Consider the following 26981-nt stretch of genomic DNA (forward strand, 5'->3'; position numbering starts at 1 on the left):
GGGCCGCTGTCCCCACGGCCCCCACCTGCACGTTCCCCGCTATCTTGGCCACATCCCCGAGGAGCCACCATGACCGACACCGCATCGGCGGCCCCACCGTCGACGACCGGTCGGCGCCGCCAGATCACCTCCAGAATCGGCGTGTTCGCGCTGATCGCCTTCGCGCTCACCGCCATCGCCCAGGCGCTCGGCAGCCACAAGCTCGATCTGGGCTTCGGCACCATCACGCTGTTCCCGATCATCTGGGGGCTGCTGCTCGGCGCCGCGGTCAGCATGCAGCGCATCCGGCCCGTGCCGCTGCGGTGGCAGCGCGCGGCGAACTACATCGTCGAGGCCGGTGTCCTGCTGCTCTCCGTGCGCCTCGGCTTCGTGGTCGGCCATGAGCTGCCCATGCTGAAGTCGGTGAGCAGCGCGCTGCTGCTGCAGGAGGTCGGCCATCTCTTCGGCACGGTCGTGATGTCGCTGCCGATCGCGGTGCTGCTGCGGATGGGGCGGCCCGCAGTGGGGGCCTGCTTCTCCATCGACCGGGAGAGCTCGTTCGCGATGGTCTCCGACCGGTACGGGCCCAACTCGGACGAGTACCGCGGCGTACTCGGCATGTACATCTTCGGCAGTGTGGTGGGCGCCCTCTACGTCACCCTCCTCGCCGGGCTGCTCGCCGGGTGGAACCTCTTCTCGCCGCTCGCCCTCGCCATGGGTACGGGTGTCGGCTCGGGCTCCGTGATGGCCGCCTCGTCCGCCGCCGTCGCCGAACAGTTCCCGGACCAGTCCAGCCAGATCCTCGCGGTGGCCGCGCTGTCCAACCTGGTGACCAGCTTGCTCGGGGTGTACGTCGGCATGTTCCTGGCCCTGCCGATGGCCGACCGCTTCTACCGGCTGCTCACCCGCGGCAAGCAGATCGCCACCCCCGCCGCGGCCGCCGCCCCGGCCCCGGAACCCGCCGAGCAGGCTGAGCAGGCCGAGGACACGACGCCGGCCAACCCGGGCTTCCTGCGCTCCCTCGTCATCGCGCTGCTCGGCATGGTCGTTGCCGTGGCGGTCTTCGGGCGCGGCCTCAGCGGCACCGCGTTCGCCGGGTTCGCGCTGATCGCGGTCATCGTGCTGGTCGGCGTGGGCCTCAAGCGGCTGCTGCGGATCCCGCCCATCGCCACGGTGTCGGCGCTCGCGATCTTCCTGACCTCGCCCGTCTCACCGGTCGCGGACCTGGTCCTCGGAGCGGTCGAGCCGGTGGACTTCGGGGCCATGACGACGACGATCCTGGTCTTCGCCGGGTTGAGCCTCGGCAAGGAGATCCCGGCCCTCAAGCGGCTCGGCTGGCGCATCGTGCCGGTCGGCCTGGTGTCCTTCGCGGCCTCGTTCATCGGCGCCGCGGCCATCGCGGAGGCCTTCCTCGACTGACCCGCCACATCGGCAGGGAACGACCCCGGCCACGCATCGGCGGTGCGTGGTCGGCGTGCGCGGCACCTCAGGGGGGTGCCGCGCACATCCACGTGCCCCAACCGGCAGGTAGGGTCCGGGAGTTCGGCGAGCCGTGGAGCGCGGGGTACGAGAGCGCCCCGGCCCGCGAGACCGTCCGCGCGGGCAGCGCATTCCAGGGGGCAGCACATGACGCGGCAGGGGACCATCACGGTGGAGCGCATGGACGGACCGGCCGCCGCGCACGCCCAGGACGCGTTCCGGCTGATCTACGCCGAGGCGTTCACCGAGCCGCCGTACGAAGAGACCGAGGACGACGTCGCCGCGGCCTTCCACCGCTTCCCCACCCAGACCCGAAGGCCCGCCTTCCGCGCGGCCCTGGCCCGTACGGGAGACGGCGAGCCGGTCGGTATGGCGTACGGCTTCGCGCTCGCCGCCGACACGAAGTGGTGGGACGAACTGACCGAGCCCGTACCGGAGGCGATGCGGCGCGAGGACGGACACCGCACCTTCGGCCTGATGGAACTCGCCGTACGCGGGCCGTGGCGTGGGCAGGGCGTCGCGCGCCGCCTGCACGAGACGCTGATCGACGGAGTGGGCGCGGAGCGGGTGTTGCTGAACGTGCACCCGGCTGCCGAGGCGGCGTCGGCCGCCTACCGGGCGTGGGGATACCGCAAGGTCGGCGAGGCGCGGCCCTGGGGGACCGGTGACCCGCATGACGTGATGCTGCTCGACCTGGCGCGGGGGTGACGGTAGGCGCGAGTCAGGCTCAGATGGCGTTGCGGATGGCCCGTTCGAAGCCCTCGACGTGGCTGCGCGCGAGCCGGGCCGCCTCCTCGGCCTCGCCCGCGACGACCGCCTCGATCAGCGGCCCGTGCTCCTCGACGTGGCCGGCCATGTCGGAGAGCCGGTCGATGAACAGGCACCAGATGCGGGTCGCGAGGTTGTCGTGGCGGACGAGGGTGTCCTCCAGATACGGGTTGTGCGTCGCCGCGTAGATGGCGCGGTGCACCTGGAGGTCGAGGCGCATCAGCTCGGCGGCGTCCCGCTGCTCGGTGGCCGACAGCTCCCGCAGCGCCGCCGTGAGCGCCGCGCGGTCGGCGGCCGTGGCACGGCGGGCGGCCTGCGCGGCGGCTAGCGGCTCCAACTCCTGCCGTACCTCGGAGATATGGGCGAGGTCGGTGATGTTCACTTCGGTGGCGAAGGTGCCGCGCCGGGGGTACGTGGTGATCAGCCGCTCGTACTGGAGGCGCTTGAGCGCCTCGCGCACCGGGGTCCTGCCCACGCCGAGGGACTGCATCAACTGGTCCTCGTTGATGGGTGCTCCGGGGCGGATCTCCAGCATCACGAGCCGGTCGCGGATGGCGCGGTACGCGCGCTCGGCGAGCGACAGTTCCTCGCCCTCGGGCTCGGTCGCCACGTGCTGCATGAACTCCCCTGACCCCGTCCGTCGAACTCTCGTACCTTACTGCAGCCGTTGATATGTCAGCCGGGCCGACGGGTTTTCACACGGCCCGTAAAGGCCCGCGAGGTCGGTGACGACGGACCTCTTGACCCGCCCGGAGCCTCCGCATACCTTAGCCGACACATTGATATATCAGTCGCGTGTCAATCTGCTCCCAAGGTGGTGTTCGGCATGACTGCGAGTTCGTCGGTGCCTGATGGCGGCGCTCTCCTCTCCCTTCCGCTGGCCGGTCTCGACCCGGAGGTCGCCGACGCGGTCGCGCGGGAACTGGACCGCCAGCAGTCCACCCTCGAGATGATCGCCTCGGAGAACTTCGCCCCGGCCGCCGTCATGGAGGCCCAGGGTTCGGTCCTCACCAACAAGTACGCCGAGGGCTACCCGGGCCGCCGCTACTACGGCGGCTGTGAACACGTCGATGTCATCGAGCAGTTGGCCATCGACCGGGTCAAGGAACTCTTCGGCGCCGAGGCCGCCAACGTGCAGCCGCACTCCGGCGCGCAGGCCAACGCGGCCGCGATGTTCGCGCTGCTCAAGCCGGGCGACACCATCCTCGGCCTGGACCTGGCGCACGGCGGTCACCTCACCCACGGCATGCGCATCAATTTCTCCGGCAAGCTCTACAACGTGGTCCCGTACCACGTGAGCGAGTCCGATCTGCGGGTCGACATGGACGAGGTGGCGGAGCTCGCCCGCACCCACCGCCCGAAGCTGATCGTTGCCGGCTGGTCCGCCTACTCCCGGCGGCTCGACTTCGCCGCGTTCCGGCGCATCGCCGACGAGGTGGGCGCGTATCTGATGGTCGACATGGCGCACTTCGCCGGCCTCGTCGCCGCCGGGCTGCATCCAAGTCCCGTTCCGTACGCGGACGTTGTCACCACCACCACGCACAAGACGCTCGGCGGGCCGCGCGGCGGGGTGATCCTCAGCCGCGCCGGGCTCGCCAAGAAGATCAACTCGGCGGTCTTCCCCGGCCAGCAGGGCGGCCCCCTGCAACACGTCATCGCCGCCAAGGCGGTGGCCTTCAGGGCGGCGGCGGGGGAGGAGTTCAAGGAGCGGCAGCAGCGCACCCTGAACGGGGCCCGCATCCTCGCCGGAAGACTGCTCGCCGACGATGTCGCCGAGGCCGGGATCACAGTGCTCACCGGCGGCACCGAGGTCCACCTCGTCCTCGTCGACCTGCGGAACTCCGCGCTCGACGGGCAGCAGGCCGAGGACCGCCTGCACCGCGTCGGCATCACCGTCAACCGCAACGCGGTGCCCTTCGACCCGCGCCCGCCGATGGTCTCCTCCGGACTGCGCATCGGCACCCCGGCCCTGGCGACGCGGGGCTTCGGCGAGACCGAGTTCCGCGAGGTCGCCGACATCATCGCCGAGGCGCTCAAGGACGAGCGGTTCACCGACGCGCGCGCGGCCCTGCTGCGCGAACGCGTCGAGAAGCTCGCCGGCGCCTTCCCCCTGTACCCGCACCTGAACGGAGGCGCGGCATGACGAGCCAGCCGCTGCCGGAGCACCCGGACTTCCTGTGGCGCAACCCCGAGCCGCGCTCCTCGTACGACGTCATCATCGTCGGCGCGGGCGGACACGGCCTGGCCACCGCCTACTACCTCGCCAAGAACCACGGCATCACCAACGTCGCCGTCCTGGAGAAGGGCTGGCTCGCGGGCGGCAACATGGCGCGCAACACCACCATCATCCGCTCCAACTACCTGTGGGACGAGAGCGCGGCGATCTACGAGCACGCACTCGGACTGTGGGAGGAACTGCCCGAGGAGCTGGGCTACGACTTCCTGTTCAGCCAGCGCGGCGTCCTCAACCTCGCGCACACCCTGCAAGATGTCCGCGAGGGTGTGCGCCGCGTCAACGCCAACCGGCTCAACGGCGTCGACGCCGAGTGGCTGGAGCCGGACGAGGTCGCCAAGGTCTGCCCCATCCTCAACGTCTCGTCGGACACCCGCTATCCGGTGCTCGGCGGCACCTTCCAGCCGCGCGCCGGGATCGCCAAGCACGACCACGTCGCCTGGGCGCTCGCCCGCAGGGCCGACGAACTGGGCGTCGACCTGATCCAGGGCTGCGAGGTCACCGGCTTCGTCAAGGACGGCGACCGGGTCGTCGGCGTCGAGACCAACCTCGGCCGCATCAACGCGGGCCGGGTCGGCCTCGCGGCCGCCGGGCACAGCAGCGTCCTCGCCGAGAAGGCCGGGTTCCGGCTGCCCGTGCAGTCCCACCCGCTGCAGGCACTCGTCTCCGAACTGCACGAACCGGTGCACCCCACCGTCGTGATGTCCAACCATGTGCACGTCTACGTGTCCCAGGCGCACAAGGGCGAACTCGTCATGGGCGCGGGCGTCGACGCGTACAACGGGTACGGGCAGCGCGGCTCCTTCCATGTGATCGAGCATCAGATGGCCGCCGCCGTCGAGCTGTTCCCGGTCTTCGCCCGCGCGCACGTGCTGCGCACCTGGGGCGGCATCGTCGACGTGACCCCGGACGCGTCCCCGGTCATCGGCACCACCCCGGTGGAGAACCTGTACGTCAACTGCGGCTGGGGCACCGGCGGTTTCAAGGCCACCCCGGCGGCCGGCTGGACCTTCGCCCACACCATCGCCACCGGCGAACCGCACCCGCTGAACGCCCCCTTCGCCCTCGAACGCTTCACGACGGGCGCGCTCATCGACGAACACGGCGCCGCAGCCGTGGCCCACTGAGAGGAGGCTCCGATGTTGCTGATCAGCTGCCCATGGTGCGGCCCCCGCGACGAGACCGAGTACCACTACGGGGGACAGGCCCACGTCCCCTACCCCGAGACCCCCGCGGACCTCGACGACCGGCAGTGGGCCGAGTACGTCTTCTACCGCGACAACCCCAAGGGCCTCTTCGCCGAGCGCTGGATGCACGGCACCGGCTGCCGCCGCTGGTTCAACGTCCTTCGCGACACGGTGAGTTACGAGGTCCTCGCCGCCTACCGGCCCGACGCGCCACCCCCCGAACTGCCCGACACCCGTGCGGAGCACGGCCGCGCCGCCATGGCCGGAGGGAACCGATGACCGACCAGGAATTCCGGCTCCCCGCAGGGGGCCGCGTCGACCGCGACACCGTGCTGCGGTTCACCGTCGACGGCCACGAACTGACCGGCCACCCCGGCGACACCGTCGCCTCGGCGATGCTCGCCCACGGGCTCGTCCAGGTCGCCCCCTCGCTCTACCGCGGCCGCCCGCGCGGCATCGCCGCCGCGGGCGTCGAGGAGTCAAACGCCCTGCTGCAGATCGACGGCGCGGCTTCCGAGGGCATGCTGCCCGCGACGACGGTGGAGCTGTACGACGGCCTCTCCGCCACCAGCCTCTCCGGCATGGGCCGCCTCGACCCGACCCCCGACCCCGCCGCGTACGACAAGAAGTACGCGCACACCGACGTCCTCGTCGTCGGCGCGGGCCCCGCCGGGCTCGCCGCAGCCGCCACGGCCAGTGCCTCAGGCGCCCGCGTCATCCTCGTCGACGACCAGGCGGAGCCCGGCGGTTCACTGCTCGCCGGGCGCACCGAGACGGTCGGCGCGCTGCCCGCGCTCGACTGGACCGCCGAGGCGCGCGCCGCCCTCGACGCCGCCCCCGAGACCGTTGTCCTCTCGCGCACCACCGCGTTCGGCTCGTACGACGACAACTATGTGCTCGCCCTGCAGCGGCGCACCGACCACCTCGGCGCCGCCGCCCCCGCGGGTGTGTCCCGGCAGCGCCTGTGGCACATCCGGGCCCGCCAGGTCGTCCTCGCGACCGGCGCCCACGAGCGTCCGCTGGTCTTCGCCGGCAATGACCGGCCCGGCGTCATGCTCGCGGGGGCCGTACGCGCGTACCTCAACCGGTACGCCGTCGCCCCCGGTGCGCGGTCCGTGGTGAGCACCACCAACGACAGCGCCTACGACACCGTCGCCGACCTGCACGCCGCCGGGGTCGAGGTCGCCGCCGTCGCCGACGCCAGGACCGAGCTGAGCGCACGCGCCGCCGAGGTGGCCGCCGCGACCGGCGTACGGGTCCTGACCGGCAGCACCGTGGCCGACACCACGGGCACGGACCGGCTCACCGGGGTCACCGTCCAGGGGCTCGACGCGGACGGTGAACTCACCGGTACCGCCGAGGAGTTGGAGTGCGACCTGCTCGCCGTCTCCGGTGGCTGGAGCCCGGTGGTGCACCTGCACAGCCAGCGGCAGGGCAAGCTCCGCTGGGACGACGACCTTGTCGCCTTCGTGCCCGACGGCACCGTACGGGACCAGCAGGTCGTCGGCGCGGCCCGTGGCACGTACGACCTGGACACCGCCCTGGCCGAGGGCCGCCGGGCCGGAGCGCTCGCCGCGACGGACGCGGGGTTCCCGGCCGAGGCGCCACCCGTCCCCGTACAGCCGGCCGACGCGGCCGCCCCAGTACGCGCCCTGTGGCTGGTCCCCGCACCCGGCGGCGGCGACCCCGGCACCTGGGACACCCACTTCGTCGACCACCAGCGCGACGTCACCGTCGCCGACGTGTGGCGGTCCACCGGCGCCGGAATGCGCGGCGTCGAGCACGTCAAGCGCTACACCTCGCTCGGCACGGCCAACGACCAGGGCAAGACCTCCGGCGTCAACGCCATCGGCGTGATCGCCCAGGCCCTCGGCGCGGGCGCTTCCCCCGGCGAGATCGGCACCACCGCCTACCGCGCCCCGTACACCCCGATCGCCTTCGCCGCCCTGGCAGGCCGGGAGCGCGGCGCGCTGTTCGACCCGGAACGCACCACCTCCATCCACCCCTGGCACGTCGCCAACGGCGCGCGGTTCGAGGACGTCGGGCAGTGGAAGCGGCCCTGGTACTACCCCCGGCCGGGCGAGGACATGGACGCGGCGGTGGCCCGCGAGTGCCGCGCGGCCCGTGACGGGGTCGCGTTCATGGACGCCTCCACCCTCGGCAAGATCGAGATCTGGGGTGCCGACGCGGGCGAGTTCCTCAACCGCATCTACACCAATGCCTTCAAGAAGCTGAAGCCCGGCATGGCCCGCTACGGCGTCATGTGCAAGCCCGACGGCATGATCTTCGACGACGGTGTGACGCTCCGCGTCGAAGAGGGCCGCTACTTCATGACCACCACGACCGGTGGCGCCGCCGGGGTCCTCGACTGGCTGGAGGAGTGGCTCCAGACCGAGTGGCCCGAACTCGACGTGCACTGCACTTCGGTGACCGAGCAGTGGTCCACGATCGCCGTCGTCGGCCCGCAGTCACGCGCGGTCGTCGCCCAACTCGCCCCCGACATCGACCTGTCGAACGAGGCCTTCCCGTTCATGGCCTTCCGCGAGACCACCCTCGCCTCCGGCATCCCGGCCCGTATCTGCCGCATCTCCTTCTCCGGCGAACTCGCCTACGAGATCAACGTCTCCGCCTGGTACGGACTCGCCGTCTGGGAGGAGGTGGACGCCGTGGGACGGCCGTACGACATCACGCCGTACGGCACCGAGACCATGCACGTGCTGCGCGCCGAGAAGGGCTTCATCATCGTCGGCCAGGACACCGACGGCACCGTCACCCCGCAGGACGCGGGCATGGACTGGGTCGTCTCGAAGCGCAAGGACTTCGTCGGCAACCGCTCCTACAGCCGCCCCGACACCACCCGCGCCGACCGCAAACAACTCGTCGGCCTGCTGCCCGCCGACGGCACCACCCGGCTGCCCGAGGGTTCCCAACTCATCGCCCCCGACGTGCCGTTGACCCCGAAGGACGGCCCGGTACCGATGCTCGGGCACGTCACGTCCAGCTACCACAGCCCGGCCCTCGGCCGCCCCTTCGCCCTCGCCCTCGTCGCCGGCGGCCGGGCGAGGATCGGCGAGACCCTGTTCGCCCCGGTGGGCGAGGAGCTGGTGCCCGTCCTGGTGGCCGACTCCGTCCTCTACGACCCCGAAGGGACCAAGCGCGATGGCTGAGCGAACCGAGTCGGGGCCGGTGCGCCTGCGCCGCAGCCCGCTGGCCCACCTGGACGAGGAGATGCGCGGCGCCGCCGTCACCGGCGCCCGCGGCGTCACCCTCACCGAGTGGCCCTACATCACCATGGTGAACGTCCGCGTCGACCCCGACACGGACGCCGCCCGCCGGATCGAGAAGACCCTGGGCGTGCCGCTGCCGCGCGAGTGCGGCGAGACCGCCACCGGGGGAGCGCACACCGTCAGCTGGCTCGGACCGGACGAGTGGCTGGTCCTCTCCCGGGCCGAAGTCGGCGCTGTCGTACCGGAGTCGGTGGAGGCACTCGGCGAGGATCCCGGCTCGGTCGTGGACGTGTCCGCCAACCGCACCACCCTCGAACTGCGCGGACCCGCCGCCCGGCAGGTCCTGGAGAAGGGCTGCCCCCTCGACCTGCACCCGCGCGCGTTCGGCCCAGGGCGGGCGGTGTCGACGACCGTCGGGCCCATCGCCGTACTGCTCTGGCAGGTCGACGACGAGCCCACCTACCGTCTCTTCCCGCGGGCCTCGTTCGCCGACTACCTCGCCCGCTGGCTCATCGACGCGATGAGCGAGTACCGCGCACCCGAGGTGGCGTGATGGCGCCCGTCGAGCACATCCTCACCCTCGACTGCCCCGAGGCGCCGGGCATCGTCCACGCCGTCTCGCGATTCCTCGTCGAGCACGACAGCGACATCATCGACAACCAGCAGTTCGGGGAGCGCCGCGAGGACGGCCACTTCTACATGCGGGTGCACTTCGCGGCCCCGGACGGCGCGGGCGGCACGGAGGCGCTGCGCGCGGACTTCGCCGAGGTCGCCGATCCGTTCGCGATGCGCTGGAACCTCGAACCGGTCAGCACCCGGCGCCGGGTCCTCATCATGGTGTCCCGCTACGACCACTGCCTGAACGACCTGCTGTTCCGCACCCGCAGCGGGGACCTGCCGATAGATGTGGTCGCGGTGGTCTCCAACCACCGCGACCACGAGGCACTCGTCGCCTGGCACGACATCCCGTTCTTCCACCTGCCGGTCACCGCGGCCACCAAACCCGCGGCCGAGGCTCAACTCCTCGACCTGGTCGACGAGTTGGATGTGGACCTGGTGGTGCTCGCGCGCTACATGCAGGTGCTCTCCGACGAGCTGTGCGGGAAACTCGCCGGGAAGGTGATCAACATTCACCACTCGTTCCTGCCGAGCTTCAAGGGCGCCAAGCCCTACCACCAGGCCCACTCACGCGGCGTCAAACTGGTCGGCGCCACCGCGCACTACGTCACCGCCGACCTCGACGAAGGGCCGATCATCGCGCAGGAGGTCAACCACGTCGACCACAGCCACAGCCCCGCGGACCTGGCCGCGATCGGCCGGGACGCGGAGTCGGCGGCCCTGGCCCGAGCTGTCCGCTGGCACTGCGAGGGCCGGGTGTTCGTACAGGGGCGGCGGACGGTGATCCTGCGCTGAGCCGCCGCACTTCGGTACGCGACCGGCGTCACGGCACGCGACCCGCTCAAGTCCCTGCGGAGACCGGGGACTTGAACTGGTCGCCGACCGAGCGGTCGGTGGCGGAGTGCGGGATCGGGCGGTCGTCGCGCAGCGCGTTCCACACCTGGTGCGAGGCCTTGTCCAGGGGGAGGACACGGCCCGGGTCGTCCGGGTCGTAGGTGACCGGCATCGTGACCATGTTCATATGGCCGGGAGTGATGCCCTTCAACTCCTTGGCCAGGCCGAGCAGTTTGTCCGCCGATGCGAGCTCGGTGTCGGCGCTGACGGTCCGGGTGGCGGTGTCCGCGAGGTCGTACGACTTGGCCGGGTTGCTGACCGGGTCGACCGCTTCGGCGCGCTGGATAAGGGCCTTGATGAACGCCTGCTGGAGCTGGATGCGGCCGAGGTCGCTGCCGTCGCCCACACCGTGGCGGGTACGGACCAGCTCAAGTGCCTGCTCGCCCTTGAGCGTGTGCTTGCCGGCGCTCAGGTCGAGCCCGCTGTTGCTGTCCTTGATGGCCTTGCTGGTGGTGATGTTCACGCCGCCGAGCTGGTCGATGAGCTTCTGGAAGCCCTTGAAGTCGACCTCCAGGTAGTGGTCCATGCGCAGACCGGACATCTTCTCGACGGTCTTCACGGTGCATGCGGGGCCACCGGCCTGATAGGCGGCGTTGAACATCGATTTGTCGTCCGCGGGCGCGGTGTCACCGTGGCCGAGCGCACAGGCCGGCCGGTCCACCATCGTGTCGCGGGGCACGCTCACGACCGACGCCTTCTTGTGCGTCTTGTCGACGTGCAGAACCATCGTCGTGTCGGACCGGGCGCCGCTGACGCCCTTGCCGTACTCGCCGTGCGTTCCGGCCCGCGAGTCGGAGCCGAGCAGCAGGATGTTCATCGAACCGTCCTGCTGCGCGCCGGGCCGGTCCTTGCCCAGCGCGGCGTTGATGTCGGTGCCCTTGAGGTTCCCGTCGAGGTGGGACCAGAGGTAGGCGAGGCCACCTCCGCCGACCAGGACGACACCCAGGGCACTCACGGCGCCGATGCGCAGCAGCTTGTGCCGAGGTCCGCGCCGGGAGCGGTGCGTCTTCGGCCGCCCGTAGGCGGCGGGCACGGGGCCGGCGCCGGTGGGCGCCGGGTGCTCGTTGCCGCTCTCGTGCTGCATGGGCTGTCCGCCCTCCGTTCGAGGGTGGATCAGTACGCGGAGTCGACGTTGTCGATCGAACCGTACTTGTCGGCGGCGTAGTTGGCGGCCGCGGTGATGTTGGCGACCGGGTCGGTCAGCTTCTTCGGGGTACCCGCGACGTGGTAGGCGTCGAAGGTCGGCTGGATCACCTGGAGCAGACCCTTGGACGGGACGCCGTTCTGGGCGTTGATGTCCCAGTTGTTCTGGGCGTTCGGGTTGCCCGAGGACTCACGCATGATGTTGCGGTGCAGACCCTCGTACGAACCGGGGATGCCCTTCTTCTTCATGATCGCCAGCGACTCCTTGATCCAGCCGTCGAGGTTGTCGGCGTACGGCTTGTCGGCGGTCACCGCGGCAGGCGCCTTGGCGGGCGCGGCGGCCGGCTCGGCGGCCTGGGCACCGGAGGGGACCAGCGCGAAGAGGGCGGCGGTCGCACCGGCGGTGGCGATACCGGCGACGGAGAAGGAGCGGATGCGGGCGTTACGGGCGGTGCGGGGCATACGAAAATGAACCTTTTCCATGGGGGACGCGGATGCAGGGCGGCCGGCCGGAGTCCGGGCGGGACGGGAGCGGAAGCTCCACGTCCCTGATCGGCGTGACCGGAAGCGACGCGATGCGCTGTCCGGTTCGGCCCTGCGATGTCACCAATGGTTAGCGGCGGCGTTTGGGCGACGCAAGGATGTGACGTACTACCCCACTACGCAGGAATGTCCGATTGGGTCGCCTTAGGGGCGCTCTCGGTGGGCTGGGGGCGACTTGTGCGTCTACTACCGCGCTTAGCGTGTGACGTGGCCCCTATGGGAGGGCTCACAAGCAGGCAACGCTCAGTGACCGGTCACTGCACGCCGTGCGGCCGGAACTGGACGCTGATCCGCCCGCCGCTCGCCCGCGTCGATTTGGGTACGGCGTGCTCCCAGGTCCGCTGGCAGGAACCGCCCATCACGATCAGGTCCCCGTGCCCGAGCGGACGGCGGACGGCCTGGCCTCCGTGGCGCGGCCGGAGCAGCAGATCGCGGGGCGCCCCCACGGAGAGGATGGCGATCATCGTGTCCTCGCGGGCGCCCCGCCCGATCCGGTCGCCGTGCCAGGCCACACTGTCCCGCCCGTCGCGGTAGAGACAGAGCCCCGCCGTCGTGAACGGCTCACCGAGCTCGTCGGCGTAGTACGCGGAGAGCGCCTGGCGCGCCTCGTCCAGTACGGGGTGGGGGAGCGGGTCGCCCGCCCCGTAGAAGGCGAGCAGGCGCGGCACGTCCACGACCCGCTCGTACATCTGCCGTCGCTCCGCCTTCCACGGGACGTCCGTGGCGAGGTGGGAGAACAGCACGTCGGCGCCGCTGAGCCAGCCCGGCAGCAGGTCGATCCACGCGCCGTCGCCGAGGACGGTCCTGCGGATCCCGTCCAGCGGGCGCAGGTGTACGTCGTCGCCCTGGTCGAAGAGGGAACCCTGGAGCTGGTGCGTGGCCATGCGGCCAGTGTAGCTCTCGATTCGAACGCATGAGCTAATCGTGTCCTCGTCGACGGGCCGCCGCCCGCCGTCGGCCCCCTGCGTGGCGGTCGGGGGCCGGCGGCGAGCGCCGGGTCAGACCACGATCCGGCCGGCGGCGGAGTCCCGCGCGGCCCGTGACCTGCGCAGGTCACGCGTGATGACCGACTTCTGCAGCCAGCGGTCGGTCCCGTCGTAGCGGGCGGTGAAGGCCCGACGGCCGTGCACCGCAAGGTAGTTGTCGACGACGAGCAGGGTGCCCGCGTCGGCCACCACGTCCTGCTGCACCCGCTCCAGCTCCGTCACCAGCTCCTTCAGTGCCTGCTCCGCCTCGGAGTCGTTGTCGACGCAGCGCATGAAGTACGGGTCGATCCGCAGATAAGGGGAGTCGGCGGCACCGAAAAGCACGGCGACCGGCTCGGGGTCCTCCCGCATCGTGCGCATCCGCAGCAGCCCGGGGTGATCGGGGCACTGCACGGCGAGCTGCCGCAGGTGCTCGTCGTCCGGCAGGATGTAGAACCGCGGCTCAGCAGACGGGCACGGACCGGCCGCCTTTCCGGGCGCGTACTTAGATGCGTTCTCGAGCGGCCCTGGTGCGGTTCCCGAGAGGCAAAAGAAAAGGGAGCCGATTTCCGTAAGTACGCACACCATGCGCACGTACGGGAACCAACTCCCGGAAAGTTTCTGCTCGGTGGCCCCGCTAGGGCTGGTCCCGGCGGTCGTCGGGGTCCATGAGGTCGTCGTCGTGGACGTACTCGCGGTCCGGCGTCGACGGCAGCACCATGTCACCGGGCAACGGCCCCTGGTCCTGCTGCCGTTGGTAGCGGTGCATGCGGTAGCGCAGATGCATCTTCCGCTCCTCCAGCTTGAGCCGCCGTCGCTCCCTGCGCCCTTCCTCGGTGTCGTCGAGCTCCTGGATGAGCCGCCGGTTGTCCCAGTAGGAACGCTCCTGGTCGGCCACTTCCTCTCCGGGAGTGAGCCCCTCGTGGTCATCGCCGCGGTCGTCCAAGTGGCCTGTCATACGGCCAGGTTACTGGCCCTCCACCAGCCCTCGCGCGGCGTCCCCGAGCCCAGGTCGAGGGCGCCGTGGTCGACGAACTCGACGGCGCCGGGCGCGATCACGGCGACGGCGGCGGCGTACCCGGGAGCGGGCCGCAGATCGGCGAGCCGGACCCGCTCGACCAGGTCGGGGCGGCCCGTGAAGGCGGTCAGGGCGGGCGCGGAAGCCGCGTCGCTCACCGCGAGCGCCGACATCGGCGTGCGCAGCCCGTTCCCGGTCGCCTTGAGGACGGCTTCCTTACGGGTCCACGTACGGAAGAACGACAGCGGGCTCGGCTCGGCGCCGCCCGCGGCCGGTTCCGCCTCGGCGAAGACATGCGACGCCAGGTCCTTCAACGCCAGGCTCGCGTCGATCTCCTCGACATCGACGCCGACAGGACCGCCCGACGTGAGCGCCACGGCGACCCACGCTCCGGCGTGCGAGAGCGACACCTCCCAGCCGGTCCCCACCAGCGTCGGCTTCCCGTGCGGGCGCGGGCAGTCGGGGCACGACGCCGCGACGGCCACCCGCTCCGGCGCGGTACCGAGCAACCCGGCCGCCAGGGTACGGAGCAGCGCCCGCCCGGCGACGAAACGGTCCTGGTCACCGGCCTGCCGCAAGGTGCCGAAACGGTTCAGTTCGACCTCGGACAACAGATGACGGCTGTGCTGCGCCGCGCCGGGAACAGCGGCCCACCAGATGTGGCATGTCGACCGCTCGGCAGTGCTCACCCGACCTCGACCACCTCTCTCCTGGCTTGCCTCGCGGGGGTCGCGAGGGGACCGATGTGCGTGAAGAGGTCCATGAGGAGTTCACGCCGGTGTTCAAGCAGGTAGAAGTGGTCTCCGGGGAAGGCGCGCAGCGAGAAGCCACGGCTCGTCACCGCCGACCAGTCCGCGACGGCGTCCCTCGGCACGCGGGTGTCCTCGGTTCCGCAGTACGCGATCACGGGCGACCGCAGCTCGCGCTGTCCGGCGGCGCCCCGGTACTCGCCGACCAGGCGGTAGTCGCCGCGCAGCGAAGGAAGCACCAGGTCGAGCACGTCCGGGTCACGCAGCGCGTCCTTGTCGGTGCCGCCCAACGACTGGACGTGCTCGATGAGTTCGGCGTCGGTGGTGTACGTGAACGGCCGGTGCGGCTCGTACCCGGGAGGCGTGCGGGCCGAGACGAACAGCGCGGAGAGCCGCGTCCCGAAGTCCTCCTGGAGACGCAGCGCCGTCTCGTACGCGACGGACGCGCCCATGCTGTGACCGAACATCGCCAGCGGGGTGTCGAGGAACGAACGGCACGAGTCCGCCACGGACCTGGCCATGTCCTCCAGGGAATCCGCCATGGGATCGAAAAGGCGGTCCTCACGGCCGGGATAACGCACGGCGATGACTTCCACACCGGCCGGAACGGAATCCGCCCAGCCGCGGAAGAAACTCGCGGCTCCTCCCGCGTGCGGGAAACACAGCAGCCTCAGACGCGGATCACTGGATCGCTTGATGGTGCGGAACCACGTACCGCCGGCCCGTTCTGCCAGAACGCTCATATCCGTCCTTCATGGTGCGCTGCCGTCATGGCGACCCTGAGGGGCTGGTCGACGGGCAATGTAGCGAGCGCGGTGAAGCGCGGGCGAGGGGAACATCCGTAAGTGCGGCGGTCCGTAAGTGCGGCGGGAGGAATTCCGCGGCGCATCGCTCGTACGGACCAGAAGGCGGAGACGCGGGCGCCCGTGCGCAGGCGCGGCGCGGCCGATCGGCGGACCATGGGGGAGTCGGGAGCTGGAAGAGGGCGCCGAGCAGACGGGAGTGCCGTAGGTGGGTGGCGGGCACGAGCACGGCGAGAGTGCGGAGCACGACCCGGAGCTGCGCCAGGTCGAGGCGCTGAACCGGCTGGCGGGCCCGGCCACCGACGGACCCGGCACGGCATCGGACCGGCTCCGTCACCGCGGCGCCGACCTCCTCGTGACCGGCAACGCCCTGGCACGGTCCGACTCGCTCGGCGAGGCGCTGCACCTGATCGCCCAACTGGCCGACAGCAACCTGCCCCTGTGCGGTCAGGCCGTGTTCCGCGCGGACCGCGACGTGCTGCACTGCGTCGGCCGGATCGGCGCCAGCGACGCCGAGGCCGACGCGTTCCGGCTGCCCCTGGAAACCGTCCATCCGGCCGCGCAGGTCGCCAGGACCGGCAGGCCCGTGTTCCTCGCCTCCCCGAGCGAGTACCAGGACCGGTTCCCCGCCGGCTGGCGCCTCTTCGACCGGGACGGCCACGCCGCCTGGGCCTTCCTGCCGCTGGCCACGTACGGCCAGCTCACCGGCGTGTGGATGGCCGCCTTCGACGCCCCGCTGCGGATGACCGACGGCCTCGGCACGTTCCTGGTGACCCTGGCCCGGCTGCTCGGCCAGAGCATCGAGCAGACCTACGACGGCCAGGCCGACCGCGTCCTCTCCCAGAACCTGCGCAGCAGCATGGGCCGGATCGGCCCCGGCGTCGAAGGGCTCACGGTCGCCGGCCGGTACGTGCCCACGGGCGGCGGCCTGATGGTCGGCGGCGACTGGTTCGACAGCATCCTGCTGCCCGGCGGGCGCCTCGGTCTGGTCATCGGCGACGTCCAGGGCCACGACGTGCACGCCGCCGGTCTTATGTCGCAACTGCGCACCGCCATCCACGCGTACGCGGCCGAGGGCCACGGCCCGGACGCCGTCCTGGTGCGCGCCTCGCAGTTCCTGTCCTCACTGAACGCGGGCCGCTTCGCCACCTGCATCTACCTGGAGGCCGACCCCGAAACCGGCATTGTGCGCATCGCCCGCGCCGGGCACCCGCACCCCGTACTGCGCCTGCCGGACGGGACCTGCCTGCTCAAGCACGTACGGGGCGGACTGCCGCTCGGCCTCGACCTCGGGGAGGACGACTACCCGGTCAGCGAGGTGTCGCTGCGCGAGAGCGAGATCATGATGCTGTGCACCGACGGCCTCATCGAGTCCGGCGGGCACGACATGTACTCCGGCTGGCTCCGGGTGCGCGACGCGCTGTCCCCCGGCAGCCCCGAGGACCTCGACGGTATGGCCGACCGCCTCCTCAGCGCGGTCGTGGCCCCGCATCCCGCGGCCGACGGCGAGCGTCCCGCCGCCTCCTTCACGGAGGACGACATGGCGGTGCTGCTGCTGCGCCGCGACCGGTCAGGGACGCACGCCAACCGGTCAGGGCGGCACCTGCGGCTGACCCTCGAACAGGACCAGGCGCAGGGCCTCGCCGACGCCCGGATCGAGTTCCAGGGACTGCTGCACGACTGGGCGCGCCCCGAGCAGGTGGACACCGCCCTGCTGCTCGTGTCGGAACTCCTCGGGAACGTCCTGGTGCACACCGAGCACGCGGCCGTGCTGCGCGCCGACGTCGGTGGCATGCAGGGCGGGCGGCGGCTGCGGGTGGAGGTCACCGACCGCAGCGACGAAGTCCCGCACCGCCGCGCCCCCGGCGAACTCTCCTCGTCCGGACGCGGCCTCGTCCTCCTCGACCTGCTGGCGCACCAGTGGAACATCCGCCCCGAACCGGAGGGCAAGACGGTGTGGTTCGAACTCGACGAGGACGGACCGGACGAGCCGTAGCCGTTCCCGTACGGGTCATCAACGTCACTGCATCTGACGCCGCACCAGTTCGTGCAGGCGGCCGCCCGTGTCCGCCAACAGCTCGGCGGGCGGGCCCTGTTGGACGATGCGGCCCTCCGCCATGACGATCACACGGTCGGCGCCCATGACCGTGGACAAGCGGTGGGCGATCACGATGCGGGTGGCGTCGATGGTGCGGGTGCTGTCCATGACCGTGCGCTGCGTCTCGTTGTCGAGCGCGCTCGTCGCCTCGTCGAAGAAGAGGACGCGGGGGCGGCGGATCAGCGCCTGGGCGATCATCAGGCGCTGGCGCTGCCCGCCGGAGACCGCCCCGCCACCGGAGATCATCGTGTGCAGGCCCATCGGCATCCGCTTGATGTCCTCGGCGAGGCCCGCCATCGCGGCCGCCTCCCACGCCTCCTCCTGCGTGAACGACTCGGCACCGCAGATGCAGTCCAGGATCGAGCCGGTGAGCGGCTGGGCGTTCTGCAGGACCACACCGCACTGGCGGCGCACCGCCGACTGGTCGAGGGCGGAGAGGTCCTGGCCGTCGTAGAGCACACTGCCGGCGACCGGTTCGTCGAAGCCGATCAGGAGGCGAAGCAGCGTCGACTTGCCGCAGCCGCTCGGGCCGACGACGGCCACGAACTCGCCCGGCCGGATCGACAGGGACACGTCGTCGAGGACCAGCGGGGCGTCGTCGCCGTACCGGAAGGACAGGCCGCGCGCCTCGATCCCGCCCTGGAGCTCGCCCGGCTGCGCGCTCCCGGAGCGCACCTCGGGTGCCTCGTCGAGCACCGGCTTGATCTGCTCGAACATCGGGAGCACCGAGGCCGCTGAGAGCAGCGCGCCGGTGAGCTGCGTGACCGAGGTCAGGAGCATCGTCACGGCGGTGCTGAAGGTGAGGAACTCGCCCGCCGTGAGGCTGCCGCGGGCCGGGCCCGCGAGCAGCATGAACATGATGAGCGTGCACAGCGGCAGATAGACCGCGTTCAGGACCGTCGTGACGTTCTTGATGCGGCCGGCCCGCTGCTGCAGCTCCCGGCTGCGCGCGAACTCGCCCGCCCACGCCGCGTACGCGAAGCTCTCCGCCCCGGCCACGCGGAGTTTGGGCAGCCCGCGCAGCGTCTGGAACGCCTGGTTGTTGAGTTTGTTGGCGAGCTCCACCAGGCGCCGCTGCCAGCGCAGTTCCCACAGGCCGAGGACGAGGAACACGCCCGCGATGACGGCGAGCATCGCCAGCGCGGCCAGGGCCAGCGGGACGCTGTAGAGCAGGAGCAGCACCACGTTCATCGCGCCGATCGAACCCGCCTGCAGGGCGACCGGGCCGATGCCCGACATGACCCGGCGGATCGCGCTGACCCCCATCGCGGCGCTCGCCAGCTCACCCGTGGAGCGGCTGGCGAAGAAGCGCGTGGGCAGTCTCAACAGCCGGTCCCAGACGGCCGGTTGGAGCGCGCTCTCCATGCGCCCCTCCATCCGCAGGACGGTGAGGTTCTGCAGCAGCATGAACGCCGCCGACACAATGCTGGTGATCATGACGGCCAGGGCCACCTGCACGATGAGGCCGCTCTCGCCGTTCGGCACGAGCACGCCGAGCACATGACCCGTCGCGATCGGCACGAGCGACCCGATCACGACCGTCACCAGCGAGGCGAGGGCGAGGTTGCGTACGTCGACGCCGCTGCCGCGCAGGCTGAAGCGGGCGAGCCGCCACGGCGTCAACGCCCGCTCCGGCAGCGGCCGGTAGAACATCACCGCCCGCGGTTCGAACTCGTCGGCGTTGGACTTGTCGACCCGGGTGCGCCGCCCGGACGTGGGGTGCACCGACTCGTAGCCGCCGCGCCGCCAGAGCAGCGCGACCGGCGTCCCGCTCGCGGCCCGGTGGCCCACCAGGGGGCCCGTGTTCTCCCGCCACCAACGGCCGTCGAGCCGGACGGCACGGGTACGGATCCGGGCGGCCACCGCGATCTGCTCCACCGGGTCGATCCGGTCGCTGACCGCGCCGCTCTCCATCGAGTCGGCGAGCGTCACGCCCGCCGCCTCGGCGACAAGCCGGCAGGCCGCGTACGTCGCGTCGTGACCCGCGCCCGCTTCCGTACGACGGGACGAACCGCGCCTGCCGGAGCGGCCGATGGAGGCGATCAGCGTACGGTCGGCCTGCTCACGGACGTTCTCGCCCGCCTTGATACCGGCCGCCGTACGGTCCTCGTGGGCCCGTTCCACGCGCTCGATCCAGCGGTCGAGGGCGGAGAGCAGCCGCCACTGCTGGTTGACCATCCGCTGCCACACGGCCGGGTCGACGAGCAGGTCACCCGACGCCTCCGCGCTGTACGCGGCGCCGTACTGCACGCTGCCCGGCGCGACCGGCATCCACAGGATGTCGTCGTCGGCCACGGTCTCGTCCGGCACGTCGCCCGTGCTGCGCCCGTCGAGCGGCGCCTCGAACAGCACCCGGTGCCCGCGCCCGATCCCGAGCGCGAAGGCGTGCTCCAGGAGGCTCAGGGCCTGGTCCTGGGTGTCGTACTGACTGGGGTACTGCTGGGCGTAGCCGTCGCCGTACTCCGGGACGTACAGCTCACGCAGCGGGACGCGGCGCAACTCGCAGCCCTGGAGCGGGCGTCCGACCAGGGTGTGCTGCGGGCCCTCGACCGGGCCGAGGAGGAGCGTGCCCGGTTCGAGGCGGCCCAGGAAGTGCCAGTGCCCCTGCTGCGCGGCGTCGACCGCGAACAGGTCGAGCGCCCCCGCCACCACGAGCCACAGCACCTGCGGGCCCTCCAGGTGCACGCTGCGAAGCCCCGCGCAGTCGACCGGTGTGCCGAGCGCGCCGAAGGCGGCGGCGACCGTGTCGTGCGGGTCGCCGGGGTAGGTGTGCTGTTCCGGTACGGAGGTCACCTCAGTGCTCCTTGACCAGGTCGGCGTAGGGGCCGCCCGCGGTGACGAGGTGTTCGTGGCGGCCGCGTTCCACGATCTGGCCGTGCGCGAGCACGACGATCTCGTCGCTGTCGCGCACGGTGCTCAGGCGGTGGGCGATCACGACGCAGGCGCAGCCGCGGCGGCGCAGGTTGTCGATGACGGTCTGCTCGGTCTCGGCGTCCAGGGCACTGGTCACCTCGTCGAGGACGAGGATGCTCGGGCGCCGCACCAGGGCCCGCGCGATCTCCAGGCGCTGGCGCTGCCCGCCGGAGAAGTTCCGGCCGTCCTGCTCGACCCGGCCGTGGATGCCGCCCGGCCTGCGGGCGACGATCTCGTACAGGCAGGCGTCCTGGAGCGCGGCGACGACGGCGTCGTCGGGGATCGACGGGTCCCACAGGGCGACGTTGTCGCGGACCGTGCCCTCGAAGAGGAACACGTCCTGGTCGACGAAGGACACCGAGGCGGACAGCGCACCGCGCGGGATGTCCTCCAGGCGCTGCCCGTCGATCCGGATGGTGCCCTCCCACGGGCTGTACAGGCCGGAGATCAGCCTCGACACCGTCGACTTGCCGCTGCCCGAGCCGCCGACGAGCGCCACCTGCTGACCGGGCCCGACCGTCAGCGAGAAGCCGGTCAGGAGCGGCTTGTCGAGCGGGCTGTAGCCGAAGGTGATGTCCTCGAGAGTCACGTGGCCCTTGAGGCGGCGCGTGCTCGCGGCGGGTTCGGGGCGCGAATAGAGCGTGTCCACGGGGAAGTTCTCGACGTCCTTGAGGCGGGCCACGTCGGCGCCGAAGTCCTGGATGCGGCCCGCGACGCCGTTGAGCCGGGTGATCGGCGCGGTGAACCGGGTCACGAGCGCCTGGAAGGCGACGAGCAGACCGATCGACAGATGCCCCTCGACCGCGCGCAGACCACCGATCCACAGGATCAGCGCACTGTTCAGGGTCGCGAGCAACGGCGCGACGATCCCGAGCCACGCGCTCGGCACCCCGAGCCGCTGCTGTTCGTCGAGCGTGGTGGCGTGCTGCCCGGCCCAGCGCCGGAAGTACCCGTTCTCACCTCCGGTGGCCTTCATCGTCTCGATCAACTGCAGGCCGGTGTACGAGGTGTTGGTGAGCTTGGCGCTGTCGGCACGCAACTTCTGGGTGCCGGTGGCGCGCAGCCTGATGACGACACGCATCGCCACGATGTTCAGCAGGGCGATCCCGACACCGACGAGCGTGAGCTGCGGATCGTACGTCCAGAGCAGCGCCGCGTAGAGCAGGACGACGATGCCGTCCACCCCGGCGGCGGTGAGGTCACGGGCCAGGGTCTCGGCGACCCCCTCGTTGGAGGCGAGCCGCTGCACCAGGTCGGCGGGGCTGCGCTGGGCGTAGAACGTGACGGGCAGACGGAGGAGATGGCGCAGGAAGCGGGCGCTGCCGAGGGTGGAGGAGATGATGCGGCCGCGCAGCAGGTTGGCCTGTTGCAGCCAGGTCAGCACCACGGTGAGCGCCACCATCGCGCCCATCGACGCGAACAGGGCGCCGAGCAGCGAGGTTTGACGGCCTATCAGGAACAGGTCGATGTACGTCCGGCTGAGCGCGGGCAGCGCCGCGCCGACCGCCACGAGCAGCAGGCTGGCCAGGAGCGCCGCGAGCATCGTGCCCGTGGTGCCGCGCAACCGCGCGGGCATCGCGCGCAGGACGCCGGGCTTGCGGCCTCCCGGACGGAAGTCGTCGCCCGGTTCGAGGACCAGGACGACTCCGGTGAAGCTGGTGTCGAAGTCCTCCGTGGGTATGAAACGGCGGCCCTTGTCCGGGTCGTTGATGAACACGCCCCGGCGGCCGAGGCGGCGCCCGGTGCCGTCGTACACGACGTAGTGGTTGAACTCCCAGAACAGGATCGCGGGCGCCTTGACCTCGGCGAGCGCGGCCGGCTCCATCTGCATGCCCTTGGCCGTCAGGCCGTAACTCCGCGCCGCCTTCAGGACGTTGCTGGCCCGCGAGCCGTCGCGGGAGACGCCGCACGCGATGCGCAGCTCCTCCAGGGGGACGTGCCGCCCGTGGTGCGCGAGGACCATGGCGAGGGCGGCGGCGCCGCACTCCACGGCCTCCATCTGCAGCACGGTGGGCGTACGCACCGTCTTCTGCCGCTTCCCCTTGGCCGCGGCGGGCGGGGCGGCCCGGCGGCGGCCGCGCTTCGGCGGCTCGGGGCGGTGCCTGCGACGGCCGCCGGGGGGCGGCAGTTGGTGCTGGTGCTCCGGGGAGGGGTGCGGTGCGGTCACGGAAGCAGCCAATCGATCGGGCGCTGCTCGGCGAGGTGCAGGGCGCCGGTGGCCGGGGTCATGGAGTCGAGCGCGAAGGGCGGCCCACCGGCACGCGACCACGCGTAGCCGGACTTGGCGCCGGGTGACTTCTCCAGGCGTACGAGTACGGCCACGGGCGGCCCGTCCTTCGTGAGCTGCCCGGCCAGTTCCTTGTCACCGAGGAACGCGGTGACCTTCTGCCGGCTCTGCGCCACCCGCCCGACAGCCTGTACGCGGCCGCGCAACGTCCCGTACTCCTGGGCGGGAACGGACTGGACGGTGAGGTCCACCGGGGCGCCGACGGGCACGGTGGCCGCGCTCTCGGCGGGTACGTAGACCATCGCGAGCAGCGGGTCGTCGGCGCCCGCGACCCGTTCCAGGGTCGCGACGTCGGCGCCGGTGGTGACGACGGTGCCGATCCTGGCGACGAGCGAGCTCACGCGGCCGGCCGCGATGGCGCGCACCACCTTGTCCCCTCGGCTCGTTCGCACTGCGAGTACGGGGGCGCCCGCGGCGACGTGCTTGCCCTCCTCGGTGAGGACACGGGTGACCTGACCGGTGACGGGGCTCTGCAGGACGTAACTGCCCTGGCCGTGGTTGAGGATCGCGGGTGCCCGGAGCGTCGAGGCGACCGACCCGGTCACTGCCCAGACGCTCGCGGCGGCCATGACGACGAGGGTGATGGCGAGGACGAGCAGGCCCTGGGGGCGGGCGTAGCGCACCGGCAGGTCGAGTTCCTCGGGCGACTGCAGCTTGGACAGGGCCTGTTGACGGAACTGCACGGGACGCTTTCCTTACTGTGCCTCAGCTTTGCGGGTGACGGTGTTTGGTGCGTGGTTGGTGCTTGGTTTGGTGCGTCACGGTACCCGCAGGTGCGCCTTGAGCGTCCGTGAGCCCCGGAACTGGCTGTTCCGGGGCTCACGGATCAAGGTGTCTCAATGAGTTCGAGACTCAGAGACCGGCGACCGTGCTGGTGGCCAGGCCGTGGAGGGGGGCCGTGTTCAGGCCGGTGGTGCCCTCGAGGGTGCCCACGGCGGTGCCGACGGTCGAGGAGACCGGGGCGACCGAGTCGAGGGTGCCCACGACGGTGCCGATGGCGGCGGCGGAGAGGCCGGCGGCGACGTTGTCGAGGTCGGCGTCGGAAATCTCGGCGGTCTCGACCTGGGGGGTGGTGTTCATGATGTGAGCCCTTCTCATGAATGTTGTAAATGTGTTTCCAGCTCCACGGAACCCGCGAGGCGAATTCCGCGTCGGGCTGGATCAAAGCACGCGCGCCGCTCGCGCATCCAATCGAAGGAGCGGCCCTCGACGAGGGTCGTGACCACGCATTACTGCTGCGTGCAGGCGAGTTCACCAGCTGGCGGCAGCTCCTTCACAACCTGCACAGAAGGAAATTGAGGGCGCGGCACGACTCCTTCCATTAAATCGGACATCGTCCCGTCGAGTAGCGCTCGATGTGGCCCATGCACAGAAATTCACGCGCGCCCGCGGAGCGAATGGCGTGACGACGGTGCACTTTCGATGTGCAGGTTCATTGAAGGTGTGCGGAAACGGGGCCGAAGGGGCACCGGGTCTGATCCGGGACGCTGTCGGTCCATCAGGCCTGCGGTGAGCGGCGGTTCGTGGCGCTTCGAGGGGGCTTGGCCGCGTGTTCCGAAGTCGCGTTGCCGTAGGGGCTCCCAAAAGATGAACAATACTCTACTCTCTCGTCGCATGTCCTGGCCCCGCAGGTTCCTCGCCGTGCTCGTGGCACTCGCCGCCACGCTCCTCGCCGCGCTCGTCGCGGCGGCTCCGACCGCCTTCGCCCATGAGGAGCGGCCCGTCACCCTCCCCGACGGCTCCGGCAGCGTGCCCGAGTACCGCACTGACGCACCGGACCTGTTGGTCTGCAAGGCCGACCGGGCCGACTTCGAGCGCCGGATATCCGCCTTCCCCGACGGCCTGCGCGAGCGCAACCTGAACCTCTTCGACCGTTGTCAGGACGAGGGTTACCGGCATCTGCAGCAGGCCGTCGACGCGGTCGACAAGCCCGGCATGAACATCGCGATCCTGCCCGGCCTGTACGAGGAGGAGCCCTCCCAGCCGAAGCCGAAGGGCGCGTGCACACGCCTCAAGGCCCCCGATTCCGCGCTCGGTTACCAGATCCTGTCGTTCGCCCAGCAGAAGCGGTGCCCGCACAACCAGAACCTGGTCGCCATCCTCAGCAAGAAGAACCTGCAGATCGAGGGCACCGGCGCGGCCCGCTCGGACGTCGTCATCGACGCCAAGTACCAGAAGCTCAACGCGATCCGGGCGGATGACAGCGACGGCATCTACTTCAAGAACTTCACCGCGCAGCGGACCACCTTCAACTCGCTGTACGTCCTCGCGGGCGACGGCTTCGTCATCGACGACGTACTGACCCGCTGGAACGACGAGTACGGCTTCCTCACCTTCGCCAGCGACCACGGCCTCTACAAGAACTGCGAGTCGTACGGCAACGGCGACTCCGGCATCTACCCGGGCAGCGCCTCGAACATCAACGACGGCCGCGGCTATGACGTGCCGCGCTACTCGATCGAGATCACCGGCTGCCGCAGCCACCACAACATGGTCGGCTACTCGGGCACAGCGGGCGACTCCGTGTGGGTCCACGACAACGAGTTCGACCACAACATGGGCGGCGCCTCCATGGACTCCGCCTTCCCCGGACACCCCGGACTGCCGCAGAACCACGCCAAGTTCGAGCGGAACCTCATCCACGACAACAACGAGAACTACTACCCGAACGTCGCCGACGGCACCTGTGCCAAACCGCCCGTCGAGCGCGGCTACGAGGACGGCGTGGTCTGCCCGCAGATCTCCATGCCACCCGGCTCCGGCATCATCACGGCGGGCGGCAACTGGAACCTCTACGAGAAGAACTGGGTGTACGGCCACGACCGGGCCGCGTTCTACCTGAACGCGGTCCCCGCCTTCATCCGGGGCGAGGAGGCCTGGGCCAAGCAGACCGACACCTCGCACCACAACCGGTACGCCGCCAACGTGCTCGGCAAGGACAAGCAGGGCCGCTCCAAGCCCAATGGCGCCGACGTCTGGTGGGACGGGCAGGGCGAGGCCAACTGTTGGCAGCCCGACACCGCCGCCTCCTCGCCGCGCACCCTGCCCTCCTGCGGATCGCAGCGCGGAGACGTCTCGGGCGGCTCGGACCGCCTCGCCGGTGAGCCGGTCAAGCTCGCCCAACTCCTCGTCTGCGCCGACTACAACGTGCAGGAACGCCGACTCCCCGCCGGCTGCGACTGGTACGGGGCGGCACGCGGCATCGAACGCGTCGAGCTGCAGATCTCCCTCGCCGCCGCGGTGGTCCTCGCACTGGTCGGCGGTGTGCTCTGGTGGCGCAGGCTCCGCCACGACCGGCTCGCCACCGTGGCCTCGGCGCTCGGCGTGGTGGGACTCGCACTGGATGTGGCGGGCTCGACCACGGGACTCTCCTCGTCGTACGTCCCCGCCCTCGCGCTCCTCTTCCTCGGCGCCTGGTGGACCGGGCTCGGGCTGGCCCTACGGGGCACGCGCCCGGTGTTCGCCTGGACGACGGTCGCGCTCGGCGCCCTGACCCTCCTCGACGCCTTCGACAAGGCCGTCGTGATGCTCCCGTGGATCCCACTGGGTCCGGCCTGGATCCGTGGACTGCTGGGTGTGGTCTGGGTGTTGTGGGCGGTGATCGCTGCGGCGGGCCGTGGTGATGCGGGTGCGGGTGCGGGTGCGGGTGCGCTTGCGGGTGCCGGGCAGGAGGAGGCGGAGGTGGGCGCGGAGGCGGAGGCAGACGCGGGCACGGACGCGGACGCGGGCGGGGGAGCGGGCTCGGGCACGGACACTGGCTCGGAGCCGGAGCCTCCGCACGCCCCGGCCCCGGGGGGCTCGGCATGACGGTCCCGCCTACGCCCATGCCTAGGCCCATGCCTCCGTCCACGCCCCCGGTCGGGCCTCCGTCCATGCCCCCGGTCGGGCCCGCGCCTCGCCTTCGTCGGATCGGTCGAGTGGCCCGCCCCGTCGTGGCGTTGGCTGCCGCGGTCCTCGTCCTCGGTGCGCTGGGCGGCTGCGGTGGTCGGGCCACCACCCACCACAAGCCGGGCACCAGCCATGAGCAGGCCTCGGGTTCGGTGGGCAAGCTGCTCACCACCAAGGACGCTGTCTCTT

Annotated in this window: 22 protein-coding genes; 10 read left to right on the forward strand and 12 right to left on the reverse strand. The window is 71.1% G+C overall.

Annotation, left to right across the window (positions count from 1 at the left end; genetic code table 11):
* Positions 1–69 precede the first annotated feature (69 nt).
* Both GUY60_RS10950 and GUY60_RS10955 read left to right on the forward strand, forming a co-directional pair.
* Entirely contained in the window at positions 70–1398 is a 1329-nt protein-coding gene (locus GUY60_RS10950) for a DUF3100 domain-containing protein (RefSeq protein ID WP_161696384.1), read from the forward strand.
* Positions 1399–1605: 207 nt separating this feature from the next.
* Positions 1606–2166: a GNAT family N-acetyltransferase gene (locus tag GUY60_RS10955; protein WP_161696386.1), complete on the forward strand. Its 561-nt coding sequence runs from the start codon at positions 1606–1608 to the stop codon at positions 2164–2166.
* A 19-nt stretch (positions 2167–2185) separates the two neighbouring features.
* Here GUY60_RS10955 and GUY60_RS10960 read toward each other — a convergent pair whose 3' ends face one another.
* Positions 2186–2845, reverse strand: coding sequence for a GntR family transcriptional regulator (locus GUY60_RS10960; protein WP_161696388.1), 660 nt, complete (start codon positions 2843–2845; stop codon positions 2186–2188).
* Between the two features lie 207 nt (positions 2846–3052).
* Between GUY60_RS10960 and glyA the strand changes: the two genes are divergently transcribed.
* The 6 genes from glyA to purU are packed head-to-tail and all read left to right on the forward strand — an operon-like array spanning position 3053 to position 10286.
* Positions 3053–4369: a serine hydroxymethyltransferase gene (glyA, locus tag GUY60_RS10965; protein WP_161696390.1), complete on the forward strand. Its 1317-nt coding sequence runs from the start codon at positions 3053–3055 to the stop codon at positions 4367–4369.
* Positions 4366–5586 carry a sarcosine oxidase subunit beta family protein gene (locus GUY60_RS10970; RefSeq protein ID WP_161696392.1) on the forward strand — a complete coding sequence of 407 codons (1221 nt, stop codon included), beginning with the start codon at positions 4366–4368 and terminating at the stop codon, positions 5584–5586. Before glyA ends, GUY60_RS10970 begins: the two co-directional genes overlap by 4 nt.
* Positions 5587–5598: 12 nt before the next feature.
* A complete protein-coding gene (locus tag GUY60_RS10975) occupies positions 5599–5925 on the forward strand; it encodes a sarcosine oxidase subunit delta (RefSeq protein WP_161696394.1) in 327 nt (108 codons plus the stop codon).
* Positions 5922–8813 carry a sarcosine oxidase subunit alpha family protein gene (locus GUY60_RS10980; protein ID WP_161696396.1) on the forward strand — a complete coding sequence of 964 codons (2892 nt, stop codon included), beginning with the start codon at positions 5922–5924 and terminating at the stop codon, positions 8811–8813. Before GUY60_RS10975 ends, GUY60_RS10980 begins: the two co-directional genes overlap by 4 nt.
* On the forward strand, positions 8806–9426 hold the full coding sequence (locus GUY60_RS10985; RefSeq protein ID WP_161696398.1) for a sarcosine oxidase subunit gamma: 621 nt from the start codon (positions 8806–8808) through the stop codon (positions 9424–9426). Before GUY60_RS10980 ends, GUY60_RS10985 begins: the two co-directional genes overlap by 8 nt.
* Positions 9426–10286 (forward strand): formyltetrahydrofolate deformylase, encoded by an 861-nt coding sequence (gene purU, locus GUY60_RS10990; RefSeq protein ID WP_161696400.1) that lies wholly within the window; start codon positions 9426–9428, stop codon positions 10284–10286. Before GUY60_RS10985 ends, purU begins: the two co-directional genes overlap by 1 nt.
* A 46-nt stretch (positions 10287–10332) precedes the next feature.
* On the opposite strand, the gene GUY60_RS10995 is transcribed toward purU, so the two are convergent.
* The 7 genes from GUY60_RS10995 to GUY60_RS11025 all read right to left on the reverse strand — a co-directional run bounded on the left by GUY60_RS10995 (position 10333) and on the right by GUY60_RS11025 (position 15546).
* On the reverse strand, positions 10333–11469 hold the full coding sequence (locus GUY60_RS10995; RefSeq protein ID WP_161696402.1) for an LCP family protein: 1137 nt from the start codon (positions 11467–11469) through the stop codon (positions 10333–10335).
* A gap of 29 nt (positions 11470–11498) precedes the next feature.
* A complete protein-coding gene (locus tag GUY60_RS11000) occupies positions 11499–11990 on the reverse strand; it encodes a transglycosylase SLT domain-containing protein (RefSeq protein ID WP_161696404.1) in 492 nt (163 codons plus the stop codon).
* A gap of 335 nt (positions 11991–12325) precedes the next feature.
* Complete coding sequence (locus tag GUY60_RS11005; protein ID WP_161696406.1) at positions 12326–12955, reverse strand: alpha-ketoglutarate-dependent dioxygenase AlkB; 630 nt, start codon at positions 12953–12955, stop codon at positions 12326–12328.
* A gap of 114 nt (positions 12956–13069) precedes the next feature.
* Positions 13070–13417 carry a Fe(II)-2OG oxygenase family protein gene (locus GUY60_RS11010; RefSeq protein WP_223178682.1) on the reverse strand — a complete coding sequence of 116 codons (348 nt, stop codon included), beginning with the start codon at positions 13415–13417 and terminating at the stop codon, positions 13070–13072.
* 256 nt (positions 13418–13673) lie between these two features.
* Positions 13674–13994, reverse strand: coding sequence for a hypothetical protein (locus tag GUY60_RS11015; protein ID WP_161696410.1), 321 nt, complete (start codon positions 13992–13994; stop codon positions 13674–13676).
* On the reverse strand, positions 13991–14743 hold the full coding sequence (locus GUY60_RS38900) for a 4'-phosphopantetheinyl transferase family protein (RefSeq protein WP_161696412.1): 753 nt from the start codon (positions 14741–14743) through the stop codon (positions 13991–13993). Before GUY60_RS38900 ends, GUY60_RS11015 begins: the two co-directional genes overlap by 4 nt.
* Positions 14740–15546, reverse strand: coding sequence for a thioesterase II family protein (locus GUY60_RS11025; RefSeq protein ID WP_161696414.1), 807 nt, complete (start codon positions 15544–15546; stop codon positions 14740–14742). Before GUY60_RS11025 ends, GUY60_RS38900 begins: the two co-directional genes overlap by 4 nt.
* Before the next feature lie 268 nt (positions 15547–15814).
* Here GUY60_RS11025 and GUY60_RS11030 point away from each other — a divergent pair, with 268 nt between their 5' ends.
* Positions 15815–17602: a SpoIIE family protein phosphatase gene (locus GUY60_RS11030; protein ID WP_161696416.1), complete on the forward strand. Its 1788-nt coding sequence runs from the start codon at positions 15815–15817 to the stop codon at positions 17600–17602.
* 24 nt (positions 17603–17626) lie between these two features.
* Here the strand turns inward: GUY60_RS11030 and GUY60_RS11035 are convergent, their stop codons facing one another.
* From GUY60_RS11035 to GUY60_RS11050, 4 genes are all read right to left on the reverse strand, one after another.
* On the reverse strand, positions 17627–20497 hold the full coding sequence (locus tag GUY60_RS11035; protein WP_161696418.1) for an NHLP bacteriocin export ABC transporter permease/ATPase subunit: 2871 nt from the start codon (positions 20495–20497) through the stop codon (positions 17627–17629).
* Position 20498: 1 nt separating this feature from the next.
* Entirely contained in the window at positions 20499–22784 is a 2286-nt protein-coding gene (locus GUY60_RS11040) for an NHLP family bacteriocin export ABC transporter peptidase/permease/ATPase subunit (protein ID WP_161696420.1), read from the reverse strand.
* Positions 22781–23587, reverse strand: a complete 807-nt coding sequence (locus GUY60_RS11045; RefSeq protein WP_161696422.1) for a biotin/lipoyl-containing protein — start codon at positions 23585–23587, stop codon at positions 22781–22783. Before GUY60_RS11045 ends, GUY60_RS11040 begins: the two co-directional genes overlap by 4 nt.
* Positions 23588–23756: 169 nt before the next feature.
* Positions 23757–23984: a type A2 lantipeptide gene (locus GUY60_RS11050; RefSeq protein ID WP_161696424.1), complete on the reverse strand. Its 228-nt coding sequence runs from the start codon at positions 23982–23984 to the stop codon at positions 23757–23759.
* Positions 23985–24518: 534 nt separating this feature from the next.
* Between GUY60_RS11050 and GUY60_RS11055 the strand changes: the two genes are divergently transcribed.
* Positions 24519–26711 carry a right-handed parallel beta-helix repeat-containing protein gene (locus GUY60_RS11055; protein ID WP_161696426.1) on the forward strand — a complete coding sequence of 731 codons (2193 nt, stop codon included), beginning with the start codon at positions 24519–24521 and terminating at the stop codon, positions 26709–26711.
* Positions 26712–26981: the final 270 nt, after the last annotated feature.

It is taken from the genome of Streptomyces boluensis, from assembly GCF_009908195.1.
GTDB lineage: Bacteria > Actinomycetota > Actinomycetes > Streptomycetales > Streptomycetaceae > Streptomyces > Streptomyces boluensis.

Coding starts and splice junctions, on each gene's coding strand:
- GUY60_RS10950 (WP_161696384.1), top strand. CDS start 70: ATGACCGACACCGCATCGGCGGCCCCACCGTCGACGACCGGTCGGCGC.
- GUY60_RS10955 (WP_161696386.1), top strand. CDS start 1,606: ATGACGCGGCAGGGGACCATCACGGTGGAGCGCATGGACGGACCGGCC.
- GUY60_RS10960 (WP_161696388.1), bottom strand. CDS start 2,845: ATGCAGCACGTGGCGACCGAGCCCGAGGGCGAGGAACTGTCGCTCGCC.
- glyA (WP_161696390.1), top strand. CDS start 3,053: ATGACTGCGAGTTCGTCGGTGCCTGATGGCGGCGCTCTCCTCTCCCTT.
- GUY60_RS10970 (WP_161696392.1), top strand. CDS start 4,366: ATGACGAGCCAGCCGCTGCCGGAGCACCCGGACTTCCTGTGGCGCAAC.
- GUY60_RS10975 (WP_161696394.1), top strand. CDS start 5,599: ATGTTGCTGATCAGCTGCCCATGGTGCGGCCCCCGCGACGAGACCGAG.
- GUY60_RS10980 (WP_161696396.1), top strand. CDS start 5,922: ATGACCGACCAGGAATTCCGGCTCCCCGCAGGGGGCCGCGTCGACCGC.
- GUY60_RS10985 (WP_161696398.1), top strand. CDS start 8,806: ATGGCTGAGCGAACCGAGTCGGGGCCGGTGCGCCTGCGCCGCAGCCCG.
- purU (WP_161696400.1), top strand. CDS start 9,426: ATGGCGCCCGTCGAGCACATCCTCACCCTCGACTGCCCCGAGGCGCCG.
- GUY60_RS10995 (WP_161696402.1), bottom strand. CDS start 11,469: ATGCAGCACGAGAGCGGCAACGAGCACCCGGCGCCCACCGGCGCCGGC.
- GUY60_RS11000 (WP_161696404.1), bottom strand. CDS start 11,990: ATGCCCCGCACCGCCCGTAACGCCCGCATCCGCTCCTTCTCCGTCGCC.
- GUY60_RS11005 (WP_161696406.1), bottom strand. CDS start 12,955: ATGGCCACGCACCAGCTCCAGGGTTCCCTCTTCGACCAGGGCGACGAC.
- GUY60_RS11010 (WP_223178682.1), bottom strand. CDS start 13,417: ATGCGCACGATGCGGGAGGACCCCGAGCCGGTCGCCGTGCTTTTCGGT.
- GUY60_RS11015 (WP_161696410.1), bottom strand. CDS start 13,994: ATGACAGGCCACTTGGACGACCGCGGCGATGACCACGAGGGGCTCACT.
- GUY60_RS11025 (WP_161696414.1), bottom strand. CDS start 15,546: ATGAGCGTTCTGGCAGAACGGGCCGGCGGTACGTGGTTCCGCACCATC.
- GUY60_RS11050 (WP_161696424.1), bottom strand. CDS start 23,984: ATGAACACCACCCCCCAGGTCGAGACCGCCGAGATTTCCGACGCCGAC.
- GUY60_RS11055 (WP_161696426.1), top strand. CDS start 24,519: ATGTCCTGGCCCCGCAGGTTCCTCGCCGTGCTCGTGGCACTCGCCGCC.